The 25,971-nt window shown below is 64.8% G+C and carries 18 protein-coding genes; 2 read left to right on the plus strand and 16 right to left on the minus strand.

All coding sequences use genetic code 11. From position 1 onward, the window contains the following. Positions 1-271: 271 nt before the first annotated feature. From E8F12_RS24340 to mhpB, 16 genes are all read right to left on the minus strand, one after another. Positions 272-1,669, minus strand: a complete 1,398-nt coding sequence (locus tag E8F12_RS24340; protein ID WP_280327763.1) for an amidase — start codon at positions 1,667-1,669, stop codon at positions 272-274. Beyond that, positions 1,666-2,529 (minus strand): alpha/beta hydrolase, encoded by an 864-nt coding sequence (locus E8F12_RS24345; RefSeq protein ID WP_280327764.1) that lies wholly within the window; start codon positions 2,527-2,529, stop codon positions 1,666-1,668. Before E8F12_RS24345 ends, E8F12_RS24340 begins: the two co-directional genes overlap by 4 nt. A 51-nt stretch (positions 2,530-2,580) precedes the next feature. Then, positions 2,581-3,915 carry a Rieske 2Fe-2S domain-containing protein gene (locus E8F12_RS24350; RefSeq protein ID WP_280327765.1) on the minus strand — a complete coding sequence of 445 codons (1,335 nt, stop codon included), beginning with the start codon at positions 3,913-3,915 and terminating at the stop codon, positions 2,581-2,583. 162 nt (positions 3,916-4,077) lie between these two features. Then, positions 4,078-5,079: an AraC family transcriptional regulator gene (locus tag E8F12_RS24355; protein ID WP_280327767.1), complete on the minus strand. Its 1,002-nt coding sequence runs from the start codon at positions 5,077-5,079 to the stop codon at positions 4,078-4,080. A 306-nt stretch (positions 5,080-5,385) separates the two neighbouring features. Then, positions 5,386-5,934, minus strand: coding sequence for a cupin domain-containing protein (locus tag E8F12_RS24360; protein WP_280327768.1), 549 nt, complete (start codon positions 5,932-5,934; stop codon positions 5,386-5,388). Between the two features lie 68 nt (positions 5,935-6,002). Further along, the gene (locus E8F12_RS24365) at positions 6,003-7,109 is read right to left on the minus strand and encodes an alcohol dehydrogenase catalytic domain-containing protein (protein ID WP_280327769.1); all 1,107 of its coding nucleotides are present in this window, start codon (positions 7,107-7,109) and stop codon (positions 6,003-6,005) included. A gap of 129 nt (positions 7,110-7,238) precedes the next feature. Next, positions 7,239-8,504, minus strand: coding sequence for a DUF1329 domain-containing protein (locus E8F12_RS24370; RefSeq protein ID WP_280327770.1), 1,266 nt, complete (start codon positions 8,502-8,504; stop codon positions 7,239-7,241). A gap of 21 nt (positions 8,505-8,525) precedes the next feature. Next, a complete protein-coding gene (locus E8F12_RS24375; RefSeq protein ID WP_280327771.1) occupies positions 8,526-10,133 on the minus strand; it encodes a DUF1302 family protein in 1,608 nt (535 codons plus the stop codon). Between the two features lie 44 nt (positions 10,134-10,177). Continuing rightward, positions 10,178-12,553 (minus strand): MMPL family transporter, encoded by a 2,376-nt coding sequence (locus E8F12_RS24380; protein WP_280327772.1) that lies wholly within the window; start codon positions 12,551-12,553, stop codon positions 10,178-10,180. A gap of 35 nt (positions 12,554-12,588) precedes the next feature. After that, complete coding sequence (locus E8F12_RS24385; protein ID WP_280327773.1) at positions 12,589-13,632, minus strand: YCF48-related protein; 1,044 nt, start codon at positions 13,630-13,632, stop codon at positions 12,589-12,591. A gap of 224 nt (positions 13,633-13,856) precedes the next feature. Next, the gene (locus E8F12_RS24390) at positions 13,857-15,836 is read right to left on the minus strand and encodes a methyl-accepting chemotaxis protein (RefSeq protein ID WP_280327774.1); all 1,980 of its coding nucleotides are present in this window, start codon (positions 15,834-15,836) and stop codon (positions 13,857-13,859) included. A 257-nt stretch (positions 15,837-16,093) separates the two neighbouring features. After that, positions 16,094-17,113 (minus strand): 4-hydroxy-2-oxovalerate aldolase, encoded by a 1,020-nt coding sequence (gene dmpG, locus E8F12_RS24395; protein WP_280327776.1) that lies wholly within the window; start codon positions 17,111-17,113, stop codon positions 16,094-16,096. Further along, positions 17,110-18,051: an acetaldehyde dehydrogenase (acetylating) gene (locus E8F12_RS24400; protein ID WP_280327777.1), complete on the minus strand. Its 942-nt coding sequence runs from the start codon at positions 18,049-18,051 to the stop codon at positions 17,110-17,112. The genes dmpG and E8F12_RS24400 overlap by 4 nt, the downstream gene beginning before the upstream one ends. Before the next feature lie 20 nt (positions 18,052-18,071). Then, entirely contained in the window at positions 18,072-18,866 is a 795-nt protein-coding gene (mhpD, locus tag E8F12_RS24405) for a 2-keto-4-pentenoate hydratase (RefSeq protein WP_280327778.1), read from the minus strand. A gap of 14 nt (positions 18,867-18,880) precedes the next feature. Continuing rightward, entirely contained in the window at positions 18,881-19,738 is an 858-nt protein-coding gene (locus tag E8F12_RS24410; protein WP_280327779.1) for an alpha/beta fold hydrolase, read from the minus strand. A gap of 1 nt (position 19,739) precedes the next feature. Continuing rightward, the gene (gene mhpB / locus E8F12_RS24415; RefSeq protein ID WP_280327780.1) at positions 19,740-20,699 is read right to left on the minus strand and encodes a 3-carboxyethylcatechol 2,3-dioxygenase; all 960 of its coding nucleotides are present in this window, start codon (positions 20,697-20,699) and stop codon (positions 19,740-19,742) included. Positions 20,700-21,082: 383 nt separating this feature from the next. On the opposite strand from mhpB, the gene E8F12_RS24420 reads away from it, so the two are divergent. Both E8F12_RS24420 and E8F12_RS24425 read left to right on the plus strand, forming a co-directional pair. After that, positions 21,083-21,439, plus strand: a complete 357-nt coding sequence (locus E8F12_RS24420) for a hypothetical protein (RefSeq protein ID WP_280327781.1) — start codon at positions 21,083-21,085, stop codon at positions 21,437-21,439. A gap of 359 nt (positions 21,440-21,798) precedes the next feature. Next, a complete protein-coding gene (locus tag E8F12_RS24425; RefSeq protein ID WP_280327782.1) occupies positions 21,799-25,860 on the plus strand; it encodes a DUF5801 repeats-in-toxin domain-containing protein in 4,062 nt (1,353 codons plus the stop codon). Positions 25,861-25,971 lie beyond the last annotated feature (111 nt).

Consider the following 25,971-nt stretch of genomic DNA (forward strand, 5'->3'; position numbering starts at 1 on the left):
TGGCTCCGCGCTGCCAGACGCTTCCCTCTCCCCCGGCCCCTCTCCCTGAAGAGGAGAGGGGTGACTCGCGCCGGCAACGGCCAAGCCATCCTGAAGCCCAAACCAGCCTGAAAGTAAGAAAGGACGCTCGGCTTGGGCTCCAGTTCGTAGGATGGGTCGGGCGGCGTTCCGCGAGCGGAGCGAAACCCATGCGGCCTGAGCCTCTGAGCCGCCGGCGGACGCGCAAAAAAAAAGCCCGCACCAGAGGTACGGGCAATCCAAAGGAGCTGACTCAAAGTCCGGGCGGATGCAGGCGGTGCCAGTCAGTGACCTTCTGCAACGCCATTCCTGCGCGGCAAAGCAGCGCTTCGGCGCCCTTGCCGGCGATGAACTGGCAGCCGATCGGCAGTCCCTCCCCGGTCAGCCCGCAGGGCAGGCTGATGCAGGGATGCCCGCTGACGTTGAATGGCGCGGTGAACTGGATCAGCATCCGATTGGCTTCCGGATCGCCGGCCAGGCTGGCGAGCTGTCCATGGGTGGGCGCCGCATAGGGCTGCACCGGTGCGAGCAGGAGATCGACCTCGCCGAGCACGCTTTCCAGCGCCCCGGTGAACCGCTGAGCCTCCAGCAGCACACGCTGGTAGTCCATCGCGGATAACTCCCGCCCGCCCTCGATCAGTCGGCTCAGCGCCGGGCCGTATTCAGCCGCGTGCCGCGAGTAGGTGTCGGCGTGCGCCACGGCGGTCTGCACGCCACAGTGCAATTCCCAGTTGCCGCTCACCGCGCGGGTGTCCGGCATCCGAATGCGCACCAGGCTGCCGCCACCGTCGAGGATGATCGCCATGACGGTGTCCAGCGCACGCCGGATCAGCGGGTCCACGCCCTGGCTGATCCACTCTTCGTCTATGCCCACCCGCAGGCCACGGAACGACTCTTCGATCCCCGGCACTTCGAGACAGACGCTGGGCAACGAGGTGGGGTCCTTCGGATCGTGACCGGCGATGGTCGACAGCAGGAACAGGGCATCACGGGCGCTGCGGGTGATCGGCCCGATGTGATCGAGGCTGGCGGCCAGCTCGAAGCAGCCGTGGCGGCTGACCCGCCCCCAGGTCGGTTTGAGGCCTGTCAGGCCGTTGGCGGTGGCGGGGAAACGGATCGAACCGCCGGTGTCGCTGCCCACCGAGGCATAGCTGAGGCCGGCAGCTACCGCCACACCGCTGCCGCTCGACGATGCGCCGGCCCAGTGCCCGGCTCCCCAGGGGTTGAGTGGATCGGGAATGCTCGGATGGTGGATCGCGAAGGCGCCTTCGGTCATCTGCAGCTTGCCGAGCATAACCGTGCCGGCCTCGCGCAGGCGGGCGACCACGGTGGCGTCCTCCGCGGGCAGGTAGTCACGATGGATCGGCATGCCGGCGGCGGTCGGGACATCGGACGTCCACAACAGGTCCTTCACCGCCAGCGGAATGCCGTGCAGCGGACTGCGGCAAACGCCTCGCGCGAGCTCCTGCTCGGCCTCGCGGGCCTGCGCCAGGGCCAGCTCGGGCGTGACCCGGGCATAGGCGTGCAACTGCGGATCGAGTTGTTCGATCCGCGCCAGCTGGGCCTGCGTCACTTCCACCGGCGACAGCTTGCGACTGCGGATCAGCTGCGACAGCTCGCAGAGTTCCAGGTAATGCAACGCACTACTCATGCATAGCCTCCAAGAAAGGTCAGGGCGACGCCGTTGAACTCCTCCGGGCGCTCGCTCTGCAGGTGGTGGGCGGCATTGCCCAGGATGTGCAGGCGGGCATCGGCGAACTGATTGACCATCAGCATCGGCACGTCGATGCCGCCGAACCAGTCATGCAAGCCCCAGAGGATCAGGGTTGGCGCCACGACGCGGGCGAACTCGCCCATCAGGTTTTCCCATTCGCCAAACGCTCCGGGCCGCCCGAGCAGTTCCCTATAGGCCGGATTGGCGCTGGCCTCGAAGCGCAGGCGTGCGGATTCCTCGTCGAGCGCGGTATCGTCATGCAGCTCGTAGCGTCGGATCAGCGCGCGCATCTTCTCCAGGGTCGGCCCCTCGCCGGCCAGGTAGTAGTCGCTCATCAACGTCGCGGCGTGCTTGCTGAACAGCGGCAGCGGCGCCAGCACGCCACGCGCCACCGGCTGCGAGCCGATCAGCAGCAGGCGTCCGACCCTGTCCGGGTGGTCGGCGGCGAAGCGGATCGCCACGCAGCCGCCGAACGACTGGTTGACCAGGTGCGCACGCCGGATGCCGAGAGCATCCATGAAGCCCAGCAGCTTGCGCGCATGCCAGGCGAACACCGGCCCTTCGACGGGCACCATGTCGGACAGGCCAAACTGGGGAAAGTCGAGAAAATAGCAGCGGAAGCGGGCGGCGAATGCCGCGGCGCTATGCCGGAAATTGCTCCACGCGGTGCTGCCGGGGCCGCCGCCGTGGGTGAAGATCACCGGCAGGTCGGCGTCGGGGCCGTCGACCTCCCGGTAGTGCAGCCGCACGCCCTCGACCGTGACAAAACGGCTGGGCGCATCGATGTGTTGGTCCATCGCGGAATCCTCGCAGGGCGACCCGGCGCATGTGGCGCCGGGCCTGGCCGGTTACTCCTCGATCTGCTTGGTCTTGTAACCAGGCCGCTCGCCGTCTGCGGTCTGCTTGAAGATCAGGCTGCTGGTCTTCACGGCGCCGGCCACGCCACGACCGGGCTTGGCAATGCCGCGATTCCAGCGCGAGGCCAGCTTGCGCCAGGTGATCGGCGAGATGTCGGTCGCCACCAGCTGCTCGTCGTCCCAGCCGGTGCCGTCGCTGTAGAAGTTCTGCATCGCCTCGCGGGCGTAGATGTCGCAGTCATTGAAGCCATGCAGGCACAGTGGCTTGTAGACGTGCTCGTAGCGATAGTGGTGCTTCGTGCGCTCTTCCTCGGTGTTGCAGACGCGCACGATGACCTCCCAGTACTCGTGCACATCGTCGGTGATCGGCACGTACCACTCGTACTGGGTCAGGTGCTCGCCCGGCCAGTTCTCCACCATCAGCACGCCCGGCAGGACGACGGAGGTCCGGTAGGGACGGCCATTGACCCCCTCGACCTTCAGCCCCAGTTCCTCGTTCTCCAGCACCGGCGCCCACTTGTCGGTGAACAGCCACTGCATCAGGCCCTTGGGACCGTTGTCATCCTCCACCGCCTGGATGCAATCGTCGCTGGTGGGCAGCAGGCCGAGGGGCAGCACCCAGTCCATGGCATGGACGATGGTGTTGTCCTTGTGCACCAGGATGTGCGCATTGTCGAAGCCGTTCTCGCAGGCGATGCGCCAGTTGCCGAAACCGGTGCGGTGCATGCCGAGCACCACGGCGTTTTCGTCGAGCACACTGGGCGATGCCGGCCACATCGGATGTGGGAACTGCTCGCTTTGCTCGGGGAAGCGGAACGGCAGGTCGTGGGCCAGCGGCGGTACATCCTCGTCCGGGAAGTCGTCCTCGCGGACGAAGACGAAGATCATGCCGTTGACCTCGTGCACCGGGTAGGTGGTGATCCCGGTGGTGCCGATCAGCTTGTCGTCCGGGTTGGCGACTATGGTCACCAGCTTGCCGCTCTCGAGGTCGAAGGTGAAACCGTGGTACCAGCAGGAAATGGTGCTCTTGGTGAAGCAGGTCGGCTTCTCCGACAGGCGCACGCCACGGTGCAGGCACTGGTCCTTGAGGGCGAACACCTTGCCGTTGACCCGGCGCAGGACGATGGGCACACCGCAGATCTGGATGCCCTGCACCTGGTCTTCGGCGAGTTCGTGGCTGAAGAGCCCTGGATACCAGTGGTTGATAAAGCCCCAGGCGGCGTCCTTGTAGGGCTGGTACTGGCTCTGGGTCTTGGCGTTGTTGACGCGGGAATCGCTGATGCCGGTGCTGACCTGGCGACGGCGAATGATGGGCTGCTCGGACATGGGTTCACTCCCAATAAGGCTGACAGGACAATGGCGTCGCACTGCGGCACGCTTGCGAGTCATCCTAGGAAGTGGCATCGGGGCTGACGCTCCCGGGACCGAGTGGTTTATCCCGGTAGCGCAGAAAGTGCGCGGGGGGTGGACATCCCTGTCCGTGAGAAATCAGCGGGCCAGCGTCTCGGAGGGGCTCTCGCCGAACCGGCGCTTGTAGTCCGTGGTGAAATGGCCGAGATGGTTGAAGCCCCAGCGGAAGGCCACCGCGGTGACCGTGGTGGAGCCTGGGCTCTGCCGCTGCAGCTCTTCCTGCACCTTGCGCAGCCGGACTTCCTTCAGGTACAGCATCGGCGAAGTATTGCGAAAGCGCCGGAAACCGGTGAACAGCGAGCGGCTGCTGACCCCGGCGTGCTCGGCCATCTCGACGATGGTGATCGGCTCGTGGGCGTGTTCCTCGATGAAGCGCTCGACCCGCTTGACGAAGGCCGGGGCGATGGATGCCTTCTCGTCTTCGAACAGTTCGGCGCTGTAAGTGTGCGGCTGGCAGGCGAGCAAGGTGTTGACCAGCATGCTTTCGTACTGCGCGCGCAGCAGCGGCGGCAGGTCCTCCTCCACCGAGAGGCAGTCGTAGATCCAGCCGACCATACGCATCCAGCTCTGCCCCCGGACCGTATCGAGGGGCATTTCCGGCTGGAACTCGATCGCCTTGCGCAAGGTGCGGCCGAGATGCTGCTGGCAGTGGCGCTCCAGCAGGCTGCGGTCGACGCGAATGATCAGCTTCTCGGTACCTGAGCAGTGGTGGATCTTGAACGGCGAGTGCGCATTGAGAATCGAGCCGAGACGCGGTGTCGAATGCACCCGATGGTTGCCGTACTCGATCATTTCCTGGCCGCGGATCGGCATCTGGATCAGGGCGAAGGACTCCATCACGCCCGGCTCGATGGTGATGTCGCCACCGTAGCTCATCCTGCCGATACCGATACCGCCGAGACGGCGATAGTAGATGCGGGTATCCACAGCTCCCTTGGCATCCAGATTGCGCAGGCGGTTCGCGCAGAAGATGCGCTCCCCCCAGCGACGGGCTTCTTCCAGGTCCTGGGTATGACAAACCTCGAAACGGGAAAGGACGACCTCGGGGGGCGTCGCGGCTGAAAAAGCGAGATGTTCCATAAGGCTAATCCTCTGCTCCAGATACGGTGGAACAGACTGTTGTCTGTGCAAGGCATGCGAGCCGATTTCTAGTTGTGAGGTTCGGCTCTGCTTTTTTTGCGCATCGGCAATGCGACATCACCCGTGTTCTCCCTCTCGGTAACACTTGTGACGGCCCGACGCTGGCGCGTGAAAAGACGCAAGAAGCATGCCCCGGGCCTTGCCGGATCGACGGACGGCAGCCGGCCCGGCCGATTTCCGGGCACGGGCCATCCAACCCCGTCCCAGAGCCGGGACGCGGCTGGAAAACCCCGAGAGTTGCCCGGTTCAGGCCGTCGGATGGACCCGATCGGCACCAATCAGCACGAACAACAGGCGCGCCGGAGTGTTACCCGCGTTACGCCAGGCATGGCGTGTTCCCATCTGGACCACCAAGTCCCCACGCTGCAACAGGCTGGTGCGGCCATCATCGAGTTCGAGGGTGATCTCGCCGTCGAGCACCACGCCATAGTCGATGGTGTCGGTGCGATGGAAGCCCGGCGCATTGGCCTCGAAGCGCTCGCCGAGGCCGGGCAGGCGCTCGCACAGCTCCGCGGCGGCGGCCTGCGGGTCGAAGCCCGCGACCTCCTGGCTGGACGGCGGGAAGGTCACCAGCATGGCGCTGGTGCCACCTGGCCCGGGCACTACCGAAGCCAGCGGCATGGCCGGCGCGTCAGCGGCGTCGACTATCCGCGGGGCGGCACCGGTCTGCCAGACCACCGCAGCGGAAAAGCCGGGCGAATGAACGAAGGATTCGGTACCAGGCAACGGCCCGGTACTGACGATACGGGAACGGCCGGCACTGTCGTGGCCGGTGACGATGCGTTTGACGGACATGCGGGAGCCTCCGGGCAGACACCGGCAACGCGTCGGCAAGCCGCTCGACGCGCCGCTGGCGACAGGTCTCAGGAATGGACGATGTGGAAGTTGACGAAGCCGCTGGCCTGGGACTGGATGTCCTCGAGTGCCTCATTGAGCCGCTCCAGCGGATAGGCACGCTCCTCCAGCCAGGACAGGTCCAGGATGCCGGCCTCGATCATCCGCGCCATCTCCTCGCCCTCCGTGGTGGTGAACCAGAGTGAGCCGATGTACTGCCACTGGGCACACATGAACGGGTGTGGATCGATCGGAATAGGGCCGGCCACACCGCCGATCTGCACGATGCGGCCACCACGGGCGACCGCCTGCAGGGCATCGACGGACAACGCCGCGGGCGCTTTCGCGCCAAGGGTGTCGAGCATCGCGTCGACCCCCTCCGGGCAGTGCTCGCGCACTTGCTCGGAAACCGGACGGTCGCCGATCGGCAGGCCGATAACCCGTTGCGGCGCGAGCGTCTCCAGGCGTTCCAGGGCGCCACGGTCACGGGCCGCCACCAGAACCTTGGCGGCGCCGAAAGCCAGCGCCAGCAGCGTCGCACCAACGCCCAGGGTTCCCGAAGCGCCCAGGATCAAAATGCTTTGGCCTGGACGCAGCGCCGACTTGCGGATCGCCGAGTAAGCGGTGCCCAGATAGCCGAGACGCGTCGCCTGGGCACTGCTGAGATTGGCCGGCAGGCGCACCAGGTTGTTGGCCGGCGCGGTCATGTATTGCGCGTAGCCGGCATGGGGATACTGGCTGAACACCTCCTGCGAACCCGGGCCGAAGCCGAAGTAGCCGAGGAAGGTGTAGGCGTCGCAGCGCGGCGCTTCGCCCTGCTTGCAGAACCGGCACTGGCCGCAACCCACGCCGGGATTGACGTAGACCCGGTCGCCCGGCGCGAAGCCACGGACCCTGGCACCAACCGCAGCGACAGTGCCGGCGCTGTCCAGGCCGAAGATCGCCGGCAGTTTCGGCAGCGGCAGGAAGGGATACCACTCGGGGAAGTGGGTGGTGACGTTCTTCAGGTTGGGAATGATCCCGCTGGATTCGACCTTGACCAGCACATCATGGTCGCCGGGAACCGGCACGGGGACTTCGTCAACGGTGAAGCGGCCGCCGATCTCGTGCAGGCGCGCGGCTTTCATGTTGGACATTGCAACGCTCCTTGGGCCATGACCGGTGCAGGCCCACCGTGTCTGGCCGATTCGTCTTGTTGTAGCCGGGGCGCGATGCCCCGGCGGATGCTTGCCAGACCCCGCCTCACCGACGGGGCGCGCTGGTCCTCAGCGGCCGGCCTTCTGCAGGGCCTGCAGGGAGAAATCGCTGGCCTTGGCGTCGAAGTTGGTCTTCCAGGTGCTGCTGTCGATCAGCGACACCGTCGCGTGGTTGCGCTGGAAGTCGATCACCGCGCTGCCCGCCGTACGCATGTCGCCGCCTTGCGGGTTGTAGTAGGTGTGCCACTCCATGAACTTCCAGAACTCGCCTTTGCGGTTGTACGCCTCGACGTAGTGGATGCGCGGATAGCGGGTTTCCACGTAGAGCACCTTCTTGCTGTAGGGGTGGGTCGCCGGGGTGATGGCTTCCACCACGTAGACCTCACGGGGCTCGTAGCGGTCGTTGTTGATGTTCCAGTACGGCGGCTGGTTTTCCATCGCCGGGTACTTCTCCTCGAAGCTCGCCCCCTTGGTGTTCCAGAGGTCCGACTTGGCGTTGGCCGCCGCCAGTACCCAGCGCTTGCCGACCAGCTTGTACTCCGGATACCAGCAGGGCCGGGCATTGAAGCCTTCGAGATCGTCCTGCAGCTGGTCGGAGGAACCGACCGGGTCCATCCAGGCCCCGCCGGACAACCGGCGTACCCGGCGTACAGCAGGGACGTAGGCCCACACGTCGTTGACCTTCTCGGCGTCGTACATGACGGTGTAGGTGCCGAGCCCTTTCATGTCGGACGGCGACTTGAAATACAGCAGTTGGCGGCCACGCTCACTGCCGTCGCCTTCCACCGCGCTGTCGCCGGTCAGGCGGCCCTTCATCGTGTAGCGGGTGAACTCGGCTACGGGCTCGGCGTGGACACCGCGCTTGCCGTCGATCAGCACCTGGGTGAAGTTGGGCACCTGGGACACGTCGCCCACCAGTTGGCCGAGGTGGAAGTTCCAGACGATCTTCTCCGCGGCCTGCGGGTCCTTCTCGTCGATGTTCGGGAACGGCGCGCCGGCCCCCCAGCCTTCGATGCGGCAGGCTTCCTTGTTGATCGAGGTCTTGCCCTCGTTGGCCTGGGAGGCCTTGACCCAGCGCGGGTCCAGCGTGACCTGCTGGGACTTGGCCAGCGGCAGCTTCCAGCCGCTGTTGCGGATACGCCATTCCATCTTCTCGGTCAGCAGGCTGGCGATGCTGTGCCCCTCGAAGGTGTCGTTCCTGATCTTGTCGATGTTGTCCGCGGAAATAACGGTGCCGGCTGGCAGTTCTGCCGCGAATGCCGGGAACGAGACGCTGCAGGCGGCAATGAGGCTGGCGGCCAGGGTGAGCCGCGGGGCGAAACGGGATGCGCTCATGGTGAGGTCTCCGGTTGGGGGTCAGAACAGGTAGGTCAGGCTGGTGTAGACCTGGTCGCGGTCGTGGAAAACGCCGAACAGGGTGGTGCTGTCGCAGTTGTTCATCTGTCCGGGAACGCACTTCGAGGCGTCGCGGTGGGCGTCGTCCCAGAAGGCGTCGTACTCGACCTTCCAGCGCCACTTGCTGGACAGCTCGAAGGTCACAGAGGGAATGGCGAAACCGCCGCCGTTGCTGAGGTCGGCGCCCAGCACCAGTTGCGGGTGGACGCGCCCGCTGTCGTAACTGAGGTCGAAAATGGTGGTCGCCAGCACCGAGTGCTCCTTGACCTTGCCACCCCAGCCGACGCTGTAGAGCAGCCCGTCATCCTTGTCGAAGTTCTGCACCCATTTGTCGAACAGCTGCACGGAGAAGAACATCGGTTTCTCGGTGCCCAGCCAGGTCTGGGTGGCGGCGATGTTCTTGTCCATGCGCAGCATCAGCGCGACCACGTCCTTGCGGGTGAAGCCGTCGAAACCGGGAGCGATGAACTGGCTCAGCATGGTCGGGTTGTCCAGGGTGATCTGGTACGGCGCGTCCTTGATGTAGGCCATCTCGGTGCTGAACACGGCGTCGGCGGTTTCGGAGTAGCCGCTGGCGGTGAAGCCGAAGATGTCGACGATCGGGTAGATGACCTCGCCAGCCACGCCACGGGTCTGGTCGGTGCCATGGGTCTCGGCGCCGGACGGCACGTTCGGCAGGCCGAACAGCGCGAGGTTGTCCGAAGCGTTGAGGATCGGCGAGTTGTAGAAGGTCTTCAGATAGGAAACGGAGTAGTTGATGTCGCCGTACAGACCGCTCCAGCGCAGGCCACCCGTGACATCCTTGTAATCCCCTTCGTCGTTCTCGAAGTTGTACGGGTCGATATTGCGGAAATCGACGCCAGCGTAGGGGTTGCCCGACCAGCGTCCACCGTAGATGTCCAGTTCAGTGCCGATGTCTTGCGTACGGTCCAGCCCCGGACGGACGAAGGCTTCCAGACCACCCTCCAGTTCCGGCACATCGATGTTCATCTTGATGATGTTGTTGGTCTTGCGCAGTTCCTCGTTGGCCGGTTCGAGGAAGTTGCGCCAGGTGAAGTCGAAACCGTGCACCAGGTCGTTGGCGGCGAAGAAGTCGGTCTCGCCCCAGGCCAGCTGCTGCTTGCCGATGCGGAAGGAGAGGCGCTCGCCCACCGGGAAGTCGACGTACAACTCGCGGATCTCGGCCTTGTTGTAGAGATCCATGATGTCACCGCGACCGTCAGCCTCCCGGTGGTTGTTGGCGCCCATCTCCTCCAGGTGTTCGAGGAAGTCGGTCTCGACCTCGCGCACTGCGCGCAGCTTGGCCACCACCGAGACACTGTCGGTGGCCTGCCAGTCCAGGTTGAGCCGCGCGGTGCTGCGCGCCATCGACAGCTTGCCCTTGTCGTCGTAACCGGGCGTGTCGCCCCAGTTCTTGGTGTTCCAGGACAGCTCCTCGCGCAGGTAACCGTCGAATTTGAGGCTGTCGTCAGCCAGCGAGGGCATGGCGAGGCCGCCCAGGCAAATCGCCAGGGCGAGCTTGTCGAGCGGCACGCGCGCACGCGCGGCCGGGATGCGCTTGTTATTCATGTTGTCTCCCGAGTGTGATGGCAGTTTCTTGTTGTTGTCCGGGCTCAGGCCTGCTGGAGCGAGGGCGGTGAAACACTGGCGGCCGCCACTTCGCCCCGCTCGCCGAAGATGAAACGCGGGCGGAACACGTAGAGCAGCGACGGCATGACGAACAGCGCGGAGAAGGCCGAGACGCTCAGCCAGATGGCCATCAGCAGGCCCATTTCCGCCTGGAAGCGCAGGGACGACACCCACCACAGCAAGGTGCTGACGATCAGCACGCTGGCGGTGACGATCACCCCCATGCCCGAGGAGTGCAGGGCCAGGCGGATCGCCTCTTCGGCGCTGCGGCCAGCGGCGATTTCTTCCTTCACGCGGTCGGCGATGTAGAAGGCGTAGTCGACGCCCAGGCCGATGCCGAGGGCCGCCACCGGCACCGTATTGATGTTCATGCCGATGCCCTTCCAGGTCATGAAGGCGAAGGTCAGCATGTTGGAAATGATCACCGGCACCATGAACAGCATGCCGGCGACGCTGGAGCGGTAGACCAGGGTGCAGAGCACCGCCAGCACCATCAGGGCCAGGGCGATGGCTTCGATCTGGCTGGAGAGGATGATCTCGTTGACCGCCGCCATCACGCCGATCAGGCCGCCGGCCAGGTGCCACTGGCCTTCGGCAAGCGGATGGGTGGCGATGAATTCCTTGATCCGCGCCACTGCGGTGCGAATGGTCTCGCCCTGGCGATCACGGAACATCAGGGTTACCGAGCCGTTTGCGTACTGGTCATCGGCGAAGCGGGAGATGTCACCCGGCTCGGACACCGAATCGAGCATGGCCATCAGGCTGCCGTTGATCGCGCCGCTGTCGCCCAGCTCCAGGTAACGCGGGTTGCCTTCGCGCAGGCTGGCGTTCACATGGGGCAGCACATCGGCGATGGACAGCGAGCCACCCACCTCCGGTTGGGCCTCGATGAAACGCTGGAAGGCGTTCATCGCGTGCAGCGCCTCGTTGCCCTTGACCAGGCCGGGATGGGCGTCGTCGCCTATCACCACGAACATCCGGTCGACACCTTCGAAGCGGCTGTTGATCGCCGCGGAGTCACGGTTGTAGGTGGACTCCGGCCAGAGGATCGGCGAGCCCGGGTTGGCGTCGCCGATCTTCAGGTCCAGCGAGTAGAGGCCGGCGCCGAGCACCACCAGCAGGCTGGCGCCGAGCACCCCATAGCGGGCCCGTGACAGGCTGACCCGCACCGCCAGGTCGAGCACCTTGCGCAGCATCGGCAAGCAGTCGATGGGATGGGCCACGCCATGGGGCTTGCGGATGAAGGACAGCATCACCGGCGTGAGAATCACGGCGCTGACGGTCAGGGTCGACACCCAGACCACCGCCAGCACGGTGAGCTTCTGCAGCATCGGGATCGGACTCAAGGCCACCACCGCCATGCACGCGGCGTCGGCGATCACCCCCAGCATGCCGGGACGGAACAGGTCGGCCAGGGCGACCCGGGCGGCGATGCGCGCAGTGTCGGCGCCGGGCGGCAACAGCTCAAGCTCGTCATCGAAGCGGTTGACGATCTGCACCGAGTGCGACACCGCCCGTGAGGTGATCAGCATGGCGACCACTATGACCAGCGGTTCGAAACTGATGTCCAGCAGCCGGCAGATACCCAGGGCCCAGAGCGCGCTGACCAGTCCCGCCAGCAGCGGCAGGGTCAAGCCGCGCCAGGTGCGCAGCAGGACGAAGAGCATCACCAGGGTCACCAGCAGGGCTGCGGCGACCAACTGGATGGTCTCCGGCAGATAGTGGCCTACCCAGCCATAGAGGATGGGGTCGCCCACCACACGGATCTTCACACTGCCGTCGTCGACCTTGGCGATCAGGTCGCGGATCTCGTGGAACACCTTGGTGTAGTCGACCTGCTGGTCGATGAAGTCGACCGTGACCAGGGTGGCCTGCAGGTCCTTGGACACATAGGGCCCGTAGACCAGCGGGTTGCGCAGGACGGCCTGCTTGAGTTCGGCCATCGCCTCGGCGTTCGCCGGCAGGTCCGGCCACATCAGCGGACGGCTTTCGATGCCGGCGGTCGAGGCACGCACTTCCTTGAGCTTCTTCGAGGCCAGGGAGGTGATCTGGTACTGGTTGACCGCCGACACTTCGCGCAGGCCCAGGGTGACGCTGCGCACCTTGTCCAGCACGTTGGTCTGGAAGATGTCACCCTGCTCCACCTCGAACATGATGGTGACCATGTTCGAGCCACCGAAGGTGTCCTTGAATTTCTCGTGGGTCTGCACGTACTCGTGACGCGACGGCAGCATGTCCTCGAAGACGGTGCGGACCTCGATGTGCAGGGCGAACCAGCTCAGCACCAGGGTGAGGAGCAGGAGTCCGCCGGCCACCCAGGCGCGCCGACGGATACAGAACTCGGCTATGCGTTCGATCATGGAATCTTCTCGACTGAAAGGAGCCAGGAGGGACTTCATGGCTGCAGCTCCGACCACTGGCGGCCATCCCAGCGGCCGATATCGGCGCCGGCCAGCCAGATGTTCTGGCCGTCCACCAGGGCACGGGTGTGCCAGGACAGGTTGCGCTCATCCAGGGCGCCGGTTTTCCAGCCCTCTTCGCCGCCGGAGACCCAGCGGCCGAGGGAACCGCTGGCGAACCAGCGGCCTTGTTGCGGTATCCAGAGGACGTCGAACAGGTGGTCGCGCATCCCCAGCTCGACCGCTTCCCAGTTCCGCCCGCCATCAAGGGTGATCAGCAGCGCGCCCTCCAGGCCGACCGCTACACCGTTCTGCGCATCGCGGAAATGCACCGACATCAGCGAACCGGGAATGGGCGCCGCGATTTCCTCCCAGTGCTGACCCAGGTCGTCGCTGAGCAGGACGCGACCGAATTCGCCAACCACCACCAGGCGACCGCCCTCGAGGATGGCCACGTCGTTCCAGGCCACGTCCTCTTCCTCGCGCAGGCGTTGCCAGCTCTGGCCGTAGTCGCGACTGACCAGCAGCGCGCCCATCTCGCCTGTGGCGATGGCCAGGCCGCCAGCACCTATCCGTACCCGGTTCAGCTTGTTGGCGACTTCCGAGCGCGGCACGCCGGCCGCGGCCTGCCAGTGCTGGCCGGCGTCCTGGCTATGCAGGATCACCCCGTCGTTGCCCACGGCCACTGCATGGCTGGCATCCCAGATGGCGATGTCCTGCAGGGTCCGCTCGGTCGGCGTGGGCAGGCGCCGGACAAGGCCGTTCGCGGCGATCGCGAGGATCTTGCCGTTGGAGCCGCTGGCCCAGATCTCGCCGGCAGGCGAACGCGCCAGTCCATAGAAATGGTCGCGGCGCTCCAGGGCCGGCGGGGTGACAGTGCCCCCTACGGGCTGCGGCTTGATAAACAGCCCGGCCCAGAGCAGGCCGGCGATGATCGACCAGGGCAGCACCGTCATCAGCGCATTCAGGGCGTGCTGCACGATGCCTGGGCGCGGTATCCGCTGGGCTGCGGCGTGATCGATTTTGATGAGTTTTGACATGGCTCGGGTCCACAGGGTTGGCGTCGTCTTTTTTCTGGTAATGGCGCCGGCAACGCAGGCAACCCCACTCTAGGTACCCCCCAGGAGCCGAACTATCCCGACACTGCACGGCTTGTCCCCCGGGCGCAGATATTCCCGCCGGCCCTGTGCATTCACGGGATAGCCAGTGGCCCCCGGAACGGGGCCTGAACGGTGTGGATAGCCGGATTTAGCGCGGGCCGGGATCAGAGCTGGAAACGGCTGACCAGGGTGTTGAGACGGCCCGCCAAGGACTGCAGGTCGTGGCTGCGCCGACGGACCTGGCCGGCACTGCGCGATGCGTTTTCCGCCGAAGTGGAAATGGCCACCAGGCTTCGCGACAACTGCTCGCTGGTCGCAGCCTGCTGGCCGGTCGCCGTCGCGATCTGCTGGCTCATGTCGCGCACCTGGCCGATCATCTGGGTGATCCGGTGCAACGCCTCGCTGGCGTCCCGAGCACTGGCAACGTTGGACTGCGAGCCTTGCCGGCTCTTTTCCACCATTCCCACCACCGTCTGGGTCCGGTCCTGGATCGTCGCGATGCTGCGGTGCACCTCCTCGGTGGAGTTATGCGTGCGCCGCGCCAGCGCCCGCACCTCGTCGGCCACCACGGCGAAACCCCGGCCCTGCTCGCCGGCACGAGCCGATTCGATAGCCGCGTTGAGCGCCAGCAGATTGGTCTGATCGGCGATCTCGCGGATCACCGCCACCACGCTGCCGATGGTCTGGCTGGTGCCCTCCAGCTGTTCGGTGAGGGCAAATATCTCCTCCAGCAGTGCCGCGTTGCGGGTGATCGCGTCGGCCAGCGCAGCCACCGTGTCCTGTCCCCTGGTCACCGCCTGGTCACCCTCGCTGGTGGCCCTGGCGGTCAGGTCGGCATTTCCGGCGACCTCTTCGACGGTAGCGGCCATCTGCTGCATGGCGGCTGCCAGCTGGCCGATCTCATCCCGCTGCGCATCCACACCGGCCCCGGCTGCCTGACTCTCCTGCTGGAGCGCCTCGGAGGTGTCGTGCAAGGTCTGGCCGGTACTCTTGATCTCGGCAACCAGCTCGGCCAGGGAGCCGATGAAGCGATTGAATTCGCGGGCCAGCGTCGCCAACTCATCCTGCCCCTGGACCGGCAGGCGGGCACGCAAGTCGGCTTCGCCGGAGGCCAGCTGCCTGACCCCCAGCACAACGGCGTTCAACGGCCGCGCCAGGGCCTGGCCAAGCAGCAGGATCAACACCGCAGCGATCAATACGGCGGCCGTCCCCAGCAGCAACAGCTTCATCGCCAAGGCCTTGACCCCACCCAGGACCGCAGCACTGGGCAAGGCCACGCCGAACGACCAGGGCGTCGCCGTATCGCCGATGGCCACCGGCACCGCGAGCATGAAGATTTCTTCCCCCATGGCCGGCGAGACGAAGCGCAGGGTCAGTGGCCGCCCCTGGCGTACCGCGTCGATCATGGGTTGCAGGTACTCGCCCATGAAGTCCGCCTCGGTTTCGGCCTCCTTGCGCCCGATCCGGCTCGGATCGGGATGCGACACCAGCGTGGTGTCGTGGGCGGTCAATGCGGCCAGGCCCACACCCAGCGGGCGCAGCCGGGCAACCCGGGCCTGCAACTGCTTCGCGTCCAAGGCGAGACCCAGGTTGCCGACCACCCGTCCGTTCTGGCGTACCGGAATGAGCAGCGGGATGGCCGGCTCCGCGGAACCGAGCCCTGGCAAGGTGCGGGGAGGCTCGACCCGCTCGCGTTCGACGGCATTTCGCCCCACCACCCCGGCCAGGGCTTGACCTTGCTCAACCGTGGCAGGCCGGATGCGAGCGCCATCACGCAGCCAATAGACCGGCGTGCGCCCCTCCCCCTGCGATGGCAGCCACCAGGCGGAACTCACCTTGGGGCTGGTGTGCAACAGGGTCTCGAGCATCTGGTCGGCAATCCGGCTGTCCACCAGCTCGCCATCGGCCAGCTCCCGACCGAGCAGTTCGCCCGTGGTACGCGCCGAATACAGGGCGCTGTCGAAGTACGCCCCGATTTCGGCGGCCTGCTGGCGCACGATGGCGTCCACCGCCACTTCGGCCAAGGCTTCGGTCGAGGCCTTGCTCGACTGGTAGACCAGCAGCACGGTGGCTAGGTAAACGAGGATGGTCAGCGGCAGGACGGTGATGAGCAGCTTGTTCTTCAGGGACAGTCTGGCCAGCATGCGAACTCCTGTAGCGGGCGGCCGGCGGCTCATCCCTGGCCCCGCGGATTCAATGGCGATGTCTGTGTCGTTGATCGCGGCGCACCTCTCGGAGTACGCCGCCTTTTCGCGAATGAATTCGCTCCCACAAGGCCGATCGGCTCTTTGTGGGGGCGAATTCATTCGCTGAGGGCAGCAAAGCTGCCCCTTCAAGCTCCAATTGGCAGACCTACGGTCTGCATAGCGATTGAAATCGCCCCTACAAAGCGTGCAGACGATCAGGCCTTGCGCGCCGCCAGCAGGTCCAGCGCCACGTCGACGATCATGTCTTCCTGGCCGCCGACCATCCGCCGCCGGCCCAGCTCGACCAGGATGTCGAGGGTCTTCAGCCCGTACTTGGCCGCGGCCACCTCGGCATGCCGCAGGAAGCTGGAGTAGACGCCGGCATAGCCGAGGCCGAGGGTCTCGCGGTCGACCCGCACTGGGCGGTCCTGCAGCGGGCGCACCAGGTCGTCGGCGGCGTCCATCAGCGCGTAGAGGTCCGTGCCGTGGTTCCAGCCCAGGCGCTCGGCGGCGGCGATAAAGACTTCCAGCGGCGCATTGCCGGCGCCCGCGCCCATGCCGGCCAGGCTGGCGTCGATGCGGTCGCAGCCTTCCTCCACCGCGACGATCGAGTTGGCCACGCCGAGGCTGAGGTTGTGGTGGGCGTGCATGCCGGTCTGGGTGGCTGGATCGAGGACGGCCTTGAAGGCGCGCATGCGCTCGCGGATGTCCTGCATGTTCATCGCGCCACCGGAGTCTGCCATGTAGATGCACTGGGCGCCGTAGCTTTCCATCAGCTGGCCCTGCTTGGCCAGCTCCTCGGCCGGAATCATGTGGCTCATCATCAGGAAGCCGACGGTGTCCATGCCAAGGGAACGGGCGAATTCGATGTGCTGCTTCGACACGTCCGCCTCGGTGCAGTGAGTGGCCACCCGCACGCTGCGGGCGCCGGCGTCATAAGCCGCTTTCAGGTCATGCAGGGTGCCGATGCCGGGCAGCAGCAACACGGTGAGGCGGGCGTGCTGGATGACGTCGGCCGCCGCTTCGATCCATTCCAGGTCGGTGTGCGCGCCGAAGCCGTAGTTGAAGGACGAGCCCTGCAGGCCGTCGCCGTGGGTCACCTCAATGGCATCGACCTTGGCCTGGTCCAGGGCGCGGGCGATGGCCTGTACCTGCGGGATGGAGTACTGGTGGCGGATCGCGTGGCTGCCGTCGCGCAGGGTCACATCGGAGATATAGAGTTTCTTGCCGTTCATGCCGAAGCTCCCATTGCGAGGGCCATACGCTCGGCGGTGGCCAGCGCGGCGGAGGTCATGATGTCGAGGTTGCCGGCGTAGCTCGGCAGGTAATGGGCGGCGCCTTCCACTTCGAGAAACACCGAAGTCTTCAGTCCGGAGAATGTTCCGTGGCCGGGGATATGCAGCGGCGCGGATTCCGGAATCACATCGAACTGCACCCGCTGCTTCAGGCGGTAGCCGGGGACATAGGCCTGCACGGCGGCGGCCATCTCCTCGATGGAGGCTTCCACCTCGGCTTGGTCGGCGGCCTCGCTGAGGACGAACACGGTGTCGCGCATCATCAGCGGCGGCTCGGCCGGATTCATGATGATGATCGCCTTGCCCTTGGCCGCCCCGCCGATCACTTCGATGGCTTTCGAGGTGGTTTCGGTGAATTCGTCGATATTGGCGCGGGTGCCGGGGCCGGCGGATTTGCTGGCGATGGAGGCGATGATCTCGGCGTAGTGCACCTTGGCCACGCGCGATACCGCCGCGACCATGGGGATGGTGGCCTGGCCGCCGCAGGTGACCATGTTGACGTTGGTCGCGGCGAGGTGCTGCTCCAGGTTGACCACCGGCACGCAATAGGGGCCGATTGCGGCCGGGGTCAGGTCGATCACACGAAGATCGGGCTTGTGGCCCCGCAGCAAGGCGTCATTCTTCACGTGCGCCGACGCACTGGTGGCATCGAAGACGAAGTCGATCTCGTCGAAGATCGGCAGGCGGGTCAGGCCCTCCACGCCTTCATGGGTAATGGCCACGCCCAGTCGTGCTGCGCGGGCCAGACCGTCGGACGCCGGGTCGATACCGACCATGGCGCCCATCTCCAGGTGCTGCGCGTTACGCAGCACCTTGATCATCAGGTCGGTGCCGATATTGCCGGAACCGATGATGGCGACTTTGAGTTTCTTGCTCATGGACTGGACTCTCTTTTCAATCAGTCGGCACTGAACTGCACGGCCACCTGGCCGATGCCGTCGATCACCGCCTCGAAGCGGTCACCGGCGGCCACCGGCGCCATCGGGCCGAGGGCACCGGTGAGGATCAGGTCTCCCGCGCGCAACGGCTCACCCAGCCGCACCATGGTGCGGGCCAGCCACACGGCGGCATTCAACGGATGGCCAAGGCATTCGGCTCCGCCGCCGCTGGATACTTCCTCGCCATTGCGGGTCATGCGCATGGCAGCCTGGCGCAGGTCCAGCCCGTCCAGGCGACGGGCCGGGCCACCGAGGACGAAGCAACCACTGGAGGCGTTGTCGGCCACGGTGTCGACGAAGCGGATGTTCCAGCCAGCAACGCGGCTGCCGACGATCTCCAGGGCCGGCAACACGTAGTCCACGGCGCTCATCAGTTCGACCAGGGTGGTGTCGGCGCGCGGCAGGTCGCGTGCCAGGACCAGGGCGATCTCGGCCTCGATCTTCGGCTGCAGCACGCTGCCGATCGGCACCACCTCGTTGTCGCCGTAGGCCATGTCGGCGAACAGGGTGCCGAAGTCCGGCTGGTCGACACCCAGCTGCGCCTGCACCTTGGGATTGGTCAGGCCGATCTTGCGGCCCACCACGCGGCGGCCCTCGGCCACGCCATGGGCGATGTTCAGGCGCTGGATGGCGTAGGCCGCCTCGGCATTGTCTACGCCGATGCGCTCACGCAGCGGGGCGATGGCCTCGCCGCTGGCTTCGGCGCCGCGCAACGCGGCGGCCATTTGTTCCAGGGAATCTTTCGAAAGGGTCATCTCGCACCTCGGGCTCAATGGGTGAGGAAATCCAGCACCATGCGGTTGAACGTGTCGGCGTGCTCCCACTGCGCCCAGTGGCCGCAGTTGTTGAACACGTGGAGTTCGGAATTGGGGATGCCGGCCACCAGGCGCAGGCCGGTGTCCATGGGCACGAAGCGGTCGTTGCGGCCCCAGATCACCAGGGTCGGCGCCTTGATCTCACCCAGGCGCGGTCCGAAATCGGGGAATTGCTTCGGATTGGCGGCCAGGCTCCTGGTGAAGTTTTCCAGGTGGTCACGGCGCGCCAGCATGTTGTCCAGGCGCGCCTGGAACAGTTCCTCGGTGAGGTCGCTGGGGTCGAAGACGAAGACGTTCATCATCTTCTTCAGGTTGTCGATGCTGGGGTCGCGGTACAGGCCCTGGAGCAGCTTGATGCCTTCGGTGGGCATCGGCACGAAGGGGCTGGCGCCGCCAGTTCCGCCGCCCATCAGCACTAGCTTGCCCACCCGCTCCGGCCAGCTCAGGGCGAAGGCGACGGCGCTGTGGCCGCCCATGGAGTTGCCGAGGATGTGCACGCGGTCGAGGTCGAGTTGGTCGACCAGACCTTTGAGAATCCGGGCGTTAAGGTCCGACCGCGAGCCGGTGCAAACGATGGAGTCGCTTTTGCTCCAGCCCGGGCAGTCCAGCAGGATCACGCGGAAGCCGGCATCCACCAGCGGCTGGATGTTGCGGTTGAAGTTGGCCCAGCCGCTGGCGCCGGGACCGGAGCCGTGCAGCATGACCACGGTCTCGTCGCCTTGGCCGCAGTCGTTGTAGTGGATGTTCAGCTCCAGCTCGCCTTCCTGGATACGAATGAACTGGCTGGTGGAGGCTTCGGTCAGTGCGGTCATCTCATGACTCCTTGGAGGCGGATTGGGGCTGGGCGCTGAGCGCGCCGAAGCCGGCGATCCACTCGGGAATCGGCCGGTAGTAGCGGCTGCTGGCCTGGTAGGGGCCGAAGGCGGACAGCGCGGCGAAGGCCGCCACCCAGGTCTTCACCTCGTGGGTGGACTTGCCGGCAATGGCGGACAGCTCGGCATTGCCCAGACCATCGAGCTCTGCCAGGCGGCCTTCGGCGAGGAGGTCGAGAAACTGCTGGTCCCACGCGGGATTGAGCGGGTGCAGGCTGTTCTGGTCCTCGACGAAGCGCCGCGCGGCGTTGATCACCCGCTGCTGGCGCGCCTCGCGCTCATCCGCCGGCAGATGGCGACCGCTGCCCTTCAGGCGATCGGCCATCAACCCCTCGGCCCGAGCGAGTTCCGGCACCGGCGGCTGGTGCGACAGGCCGCCGGAGCCAAGGAACAGGACCCTCTTGTCCAGCGTCCGGGCAAAGCGGCCGACCGCCTCGCCCAGCAAGCGGGCGCGCTGGAAGCTGGGCAGCGGGGTGGCCACCGAATTGATGAAGACCGGAATGACGGGGTACCCCTGCAAACCGCCGAGCAGCTCTTCCATTGGCTGGGCAAAACCGTGGTCGACCTGCATGCGGTAGGACACCGCAGCATCGACGCCATCAGCCAGCACCGCCTCGGCACATTGCTCGGCCAGCGCCTGCGGCACGCTGATCACACCGGCGGCAGTGCCGAAGTCGCCGATGGCGTGGGCCGCCATGCCGATGCAGAACGACGGCATCACGTCATAGAAAAAGCCGTTGTAGTGGTCCGGCGAGAACAGGATCACCAACTCCGGCGAAAAACGTTCGATCCGCTCGCGCGCCGCGGCGATCACCGCGTCGACCTCAGCGAGCACCTCCGGTGCAGGGTCGACATGGCCGACCAGAGGCGTGTGCGACAGGCACTGCAGCAGCGCGCTCATCGCTGTGCTACCCACAGCGATCGCGGCGTCAGGCACAGGCAGGCGGGATGGGTTGAATGGCTCATGCGGGACAGGCTCCGTAACTGCGTCGGCAACGCCCCTCCCGGAAAGAGGGCGCTCGGGCAATGGTGGCCTCTCGAAAACCGAGGCTGACCCGACCGAGGATAGGGAGCTGCCCCCCGGCAGGCGCTCCCGTGGCGTACGGCGCTATCCCGAAAGCGCAAGAATGTGAGCGGGCCTGTTTCCTCCGAATGGCCGAGTACTCGTCAACCGCTTCCCACCAGCCCAACGGCCGCCTTTGCCCTACGTGCGGTAATGCCAGGCGACACCGAGCGGGCTAACGTTTCCCATTAATGCACCCACCCTGATATCAAGAGGAGACTATGGCTTGGCAACAATGTCCCGTATGCCATGGCAGCCGTGCGATTCTCAAAAATGGATACGCGACAGAGTGCCGCTACTGCCGGGGTTTGGGGAAAGTCTACGAATCCACTTCGAAGTCTGTTACGGGTGGACTCTTCCTTCAGATAGCCCTGCAGGTATTGGCGTCATTGGCCGCTGGATACTTGGCGGCAGAGTATGAAAAGCAGTGGGACCCGACGGACAAGCTGATACTGGGTGCCCTGGTGGCCGCTGCAGTCTATTGGTGCCTGACCCTGAAGGTGTTTCGGGAGTTGCTTTTGTGGGGCATGGCTCTGGTGGCCATCTATCACGTCTACGAAGGCTGGATTCACCGTTGAATTGCTGGAGGACACTTCTGACTGACTCGTAGGCCTTTTTTGCCCGCGAGACCCGCTACTCGACTTCGGTCAAAGGCTGCCGAACAGCTCGGCAGGCAGATCGAAGGCAATGCTTCCTGCCTGGCGCTGCCGGGCAGCGATGACACCGCAGGTGGCTGTCCGGCCGCACTTGCCCCCACGCAGCAGCGCTATTTTCCAGCGCCGACCTGCCATTTCCGCATGCCAGGTAGTCCGAAACTCCCACCCCGCCTGGGAGTATCGGGCGATACGCGATCCTCCGGCATTTCCCCATAGTTGGGGCCTGCATCAACCAAGGCAACGGTCAAACCTCGCTGCCTGGCACTACGCAGGAGGAAATCATGGCTATCACTATCACCGGAACACTGATCATCGACGAGACGTTGGGTCTACAGAACGCGACGGCCGGCGGCAGCGACATCACAGGCAACGACGTTAAAGCTGGTGTGGGATTCCTCACCACCGGCGTAACTGCATTCGACACTCTTTTGAATGCCGTGGTGGTGCAGGATCTCACTGGGGTCAACGTCACCGTCTCCGTGAGCAACGGCACCTCCGACGATCTTGATGGCAGTTCCATGCTCAGCGGTTTCGGGGCCAATGTCACCGATCTGGCCTTCACCAATTCCACGGGTGGTCCGCTGCTTGGGGAAGAGGCACTGACTACGCTTGGCACCTCCCTGCTGACCGTCGACGGCCGCAAAATCTACCTCTACAGCTATACGGGCGCCGACCTGGGCATTGATGAGAACAACGTCGTGTTCGGCCGCGAGGCCAATGCCGACGGTTCGGCAAACCCCACCGGCGACGTCGTTTTCGCCGCGTACCTGCAACCCACGGACGCTTCCGGTGCCGTCCAGAGCTCCGATCTGAACGCCGTGGGCTCCAAGGTCTGGCTGGTGCAGTACGAGGAAATCAAGCACCCGGATACCACCAACCCCGACGACGCCTTGAGCCTGGCCAACCTCAATGTCACGGTCAGCAATCGCAGCGACTTCTCGCTGCAAGGCGCGCCTTCAGGCCAGAACCTGTTCCTGATGTACGGCGACGGAACCCCCAGCGCGACCGACGCGGTGATCATCGTCACCGGCAAGAACCCGATCGACCAATCCGCCCCCAATGCTCCGGCCATCACCGACGGCGACACAGTCAACACCGGCCAGGGCGGCGGCCCCACCACCCTGGGTACCAACAGCCAGCAAATCGTGGAAGGCACCGGCTTGTACTTCACCTTCGCGATGGGCGCGAACCCGGACTTCACGGTCAACGCTGACCATTCGGCGACCTCACTTGGATTCCTGGACCAGAACGAGGCGGACGTGGAGGCCAACATCGACTTCACCTCGCTCTACAGCAGCAATGGGGCCAGTTTTTCCGTTGTCCAGTCGGCCTCGGGCGATAAATCCACGCTGGAAATCAGCGCCTCCACAACGCCTTTCAATCCAGGTACTGCTTTCATCAACAACCTGCAGAACAACACGCCGGTTGAGGTCAACAAGGTCACCATCACCACCCAGCCCACCGGGCACGGCAAGAATGCGGTTCCGGGTGAGACCCTGGTGTTTGACAAGGGCAGTATTGGAACGACCCCCACCACGCTGAGCGGCATCACGGTCACGTTCTCCGCCAATACCGTGGTAATCAAAGGCCTGGAAGCCGACGACCTGATCGCCTACAACACCGTCGTCCCACACAACCGTGTGCTGATCGACAACATCGGTTCGACCGACACCAACTTCGACGCCCCCTTCGACATTGGCGGCTTCGCCCTGATCAACTCCAATATCACAACAAGTCCGTTCCCGGCACTGACGTTCCACGATGACGGGCCGACGGCGCAGCTCGCCCGCACAGCCGACAACCTGGTACTGGACGAATCGCTGGGCCTGGATGCGAACGACGCCAACGCCGAGGACGACGACGTGCCGCCCGGCACCGACCCGTTCACGGGCTCCTACGGCGCACCGATCGGCGCGGTCGCGGGCGTGAATCTAGCCGACACGACGACGGATACCGGGACCGATGTCGTGGGTGCGACGACGGCGGTAACGCTGTCCATCGTCAACGGCGACGGATCGGATTCTGGCCTTGATACGACCGACGGCACGCAGATCAACCTGTGGAAGGAAGCCAACGGCGATGTGACGGGACGCGCCGGCAATGCCAGCGCCACGGTGATCTTCGCAATCAGGATCGACAACGACGGCAAGGTCTCGGTAGCGCAGTACGACTCGATCAAGCACCCGACCTTCCCGAACAACTACGACGAAGAACTTGACCTGACCGGCAAGCTCGATGCCGTGGTAACGGTGACCGATGGCGACGGCGATGTGGCTACCCACAACATCGGCATTGGCGACGGCATTAACTTCCAGGACGACGGGCCGACGGTGTCGACCAACGCAACGGTGCTGCTCGACGACGATGCGTTCACTGGTGGCAACCCGGGCGGCTTGGGCGACGATGCGAACTCGGCCAACGTCAGCGGCACCTTGGGCCACGCATTTGGCGAGGACGATGAAGGTGCGACAGTGGCATACCGGACGAATGGCGCCCCCACGGGCTTCAGCTATGAACTGTCGGACACCAGCCTGCTGGTCAAGCAGGGCACGACCACGGTGCTGACGCTGACGATGGTCGCGACAACCGGCGCCTACACGGTGGAGCAAAACAGCCCGATCCTCCATGCGGCGGGCCTGACCGAGAATAACCAGACGTTTACCATCACCTACCGGGTGACCGATGGCGATGGCGACACGGCCGATGGCACGCTCTCCATCGACGTCGATGACGACACCCCGGTCGTGACGGCCAAGTCGAATCTGGTCTATGCGAACGCCAGCAACTCGCCGCCGTTGACGGATGTCGGTGGCACGGGTGTCTTCGCTTACTCGATTGGCGCGGACAAGCATGTGGCGCCTTACAGCGCGTCGAACACCGACTTGTCCGTCACGCTCACGGGCGTCACGGTGGGTACGAACCCCATCACCAACCGATCGGTGAGTTGGGCCTCGGAGACTGATAGCCTGGCGGTGTTCAACGTGGGCTTCACCTACGTGTCCAATCCAACGACGGGAGCGACCACCAACGCCACCGGCACGCTGACCTTTGACAAGGTGGCTGACACGTACACCTTGAAACTGGATCAGGAGATTCAGAGCTTCAGCATCCTGAACACCTCGACTCCTGGAAACCCCCTTCAGGGCTATGCGCTCGACTCAGCCGCGACCGTTGGATCGAATCCGCCGGTCTCGGTGATGACGCTTGCCAGCAACTTCTTTGTGCAGTTCGAGGGATTCGGCGTGATTAATGGGACGCCCCAAACCTTCGCTTACGACACCAACACAGGCTTGTTCTCGAATGATCGACGGTATGTCACGGTCTCATCGAGTTCGATTGGCGCTGCCAGCGACACACTCCAATCGGACGAGGTGATTGATCTGGACTTTTTCAAAGAAAATCCCGAAGGGTTCACCGGTTCTCTCGCGACCGAGCCCAGGGCCACGAGCAAGGCGATCTTTATCGAGTTCACACAGGCCGGCCCTGGTGCTGGCAAAGACATGGTGGTGGTACTGAAGCTGGTTGATGACATTACCGGGGCAACAGCCAATCGGACCTTCATTGTTGGAAACTCAACCGGTAATGACGACGTGTTCAATGCCAATCTGCCCGCCTACGGATTTGTGGCCAGAGCACAAAACGGCATCGTGGTCTTCGAGAGCAATGACTACAACTTCGGCGATGAGCACTACTCGATCCAGGGTGCGCAAGTGGTGACATCGACCCAAGGCGTAAGCGGGACCGGGTACCAGCTCAATGGGGCCATCGACAATCCCGCGACTCCGACGGGTGAAGGCGCAACAACCGATGCCCAGATCGCTTTCGGCGGCGCCACGACTGAGGGGAATAACGAACCCATCAAGATCGTCAACATCGGCTTCGTGACGACGTCGACACCGGACGCCCACCTGACTTTCGATGTGGTGGTGACGGATGCCGACGGTGACGCGACGGCCACGCAGACCCTGGATGTGGCGATTGTTGGCGACGACGGCGTGACGGCCTCAGCGAATGCGGACACCTTCGTGATCGGCGACACGGACGTTGACGGGTTGCTCTCCATGGTCACGACTGTCATCGATGGCGGCTTTGCCACCGGCATTGACAAGCTGGACTTCACGGCGGCTGGTTCCGGAGCGAACTACACCGAAGTGCTGACGCCGGCCACCAACCTGGCGGCGTTCACAGCCGCCGCCGATGAAGAGCTGGACGGCACGACGAACTACTACTTCGGCGTGGTCGGAAGCGACGGCTACCTGGCCCAGGATGCTGATGGCGAGGGGATCACAAACATCATCAAACTGGTCGGTGTAACGGATATGACAAGCACTGACATTGTCTGATCGCCGTTGCGGGTAGACGGCCTGGCTCCCACAAGGGGCCAGGCCGTTTTCATTGGGCCGCTTCTTTCCTGAGATGCCATTGCCGGGATTGCAGGGCGCACAAGAACTCGT

This window comes from Pseudomonas sp. BN102, assembly GCF_029871245.1.
Taxonomy (GTDB): Bacteria; Pseudomonadota; Gammaproteobacteria; order Pseudomonadales; family Pseudomonadaceae; genus Metapseudomonas.

What these genes read in the sequence shown, in the direction of transcription:
- E8F12_RS24340 (WP_280327763.1), bottom strand. Translation starts at nt 1,669, where the DNA reads ATGAGTAGTGCGTTGCATTACCTGGAACTCTGCGAGCTGTCGCAGCTG.
- E8F12_RS24345 (WP_280327764.1), bottom strand. Translation starts at nt 2,529, where the DNA reads ATGGACCAACACATCGATGCGCCCAGCCGTTTTGTCACGGTCGAGGGC.
- E8F12_RS24350 (WP_280327765.1), bottom strand. Translation starts at nt 3,915, where the DNA reads ATGTCCGAGCAGCCCATCATTCGCCGTCGCCAGGTCAGCACCGGCATC.
- E8F12_RS24355 (WP_280327767.1), bottom strand. Translation starts at nt 5,079, where the DNA reads ATGGAACATCTCGCTTTTTCAGCCGCGACGCCCCCCGAGGTCGTCCTT.
- E8F12_RS24360 (WP_280327768.1), bottom strand. Translation starts at nt 5,934, where the DNA reads ATGTCCGTCAAACGCATCGTCACCGGCCACGACAGTGCCGGCCGTTCC.
- E8F12_RS24365 (WP_280327769.1), bottom strand. Translation starts at nt 7,109, where the DNA reads ATGTCCAACATGAAAGCCGCGCGCCTGCACGAGATCGGCGGCCGCTTC.
- E8F12_RS24370 (WP_280327770.1), bottom strand. Translation starts at nt 8,504, where the DNA reads ATGAGCGCATCCCGTTTCGCCCCGCGGCTCACCCTGGCCGCCAGCCTC.
- E8F12_RS24375 (WP_280327771.1), bottom strand. Translation starts at nt 10,133, where the DNA reads ATGAATAACAAGCGCATCCCGGCCGCGCGTGCGCGCGTGCCGCTCGAC.
- E8F12_RS24380 (WP_280327772.1), bottom strand. Translation starts at nt 12,553, where the DNA reads ATGATCGAACGCATAGCCGAGTTCTGTATCCGTCGGCGCGCCTGGGTG.
- E8F12_RS24385 (WP_280327773.1), bottom strand. Translation starts at nt 13,632, where the DNA reads ATGTCAAAACTCATCAAAATCGATCACGCCGCAGCCCAGCGGATACCG.
- E8F12_RS24390 (WP_280327774.1), bottom strand. Translation starts at nt 15,836, where the DNA reads ATGCTGGCCAGACTGTCCCTGAAGAACAAGCTGCTCATCACCGTCCTG.
- dmpG (WP_280327776.1), bottom strand. Translation starts at nt 17,113, where the DNA reads ATGAACGGCAAGAAACTCTATATCTCCGATGTGACCCTGCGCGACGGC.
- E8F12_RS24400 (WP_280327777.1), bottom strand. Translation starts at nt 18,051, where the DNA reads ATGAGCAAGAAACTCAAAGTCGCCATCATCGGTTCCGGCAATATCGGC.
- mhpD (WP_280327778.1), bottom strand. Translation starts at nt 18,866, where the DNA reads ATGACCCTTTCGAAAGATTCCCTGGAACAAATGGCCGCCGCGTTGCGC.
- E8F12_RS24410 (WP_280327779.1), bottom strand. Translation starts at nt 19,738, where the DNA reads ATGACCGCACTGACCGAAGCCTCCACCAGCCAGTTCATTCGTATCCAG.
- mhpB (WP_280327780.1), bottom strand. Translation starts at nt 20,699, where the DNA reads ATGAGCGCGCTGCTGCAGTGCCTGTCGCACACGCCTCTGGTCGGCCAT.
- E8F12_RS24420 (WP_280327781.1), top strand. Translation starts at nt 21,083, where the DNA reads ATGGCTTGGCAACAATGTCCCGTATGCCATGGCAGCCGTGCGATTCTC.
- E8F12_RS24425 (WP_280327782.1), top strand. Translation starts at nt 21,799, where the DNA reads ATGGCTATCACTATCACCGGAACACTGATCATCGACGAGACGTTGGGT.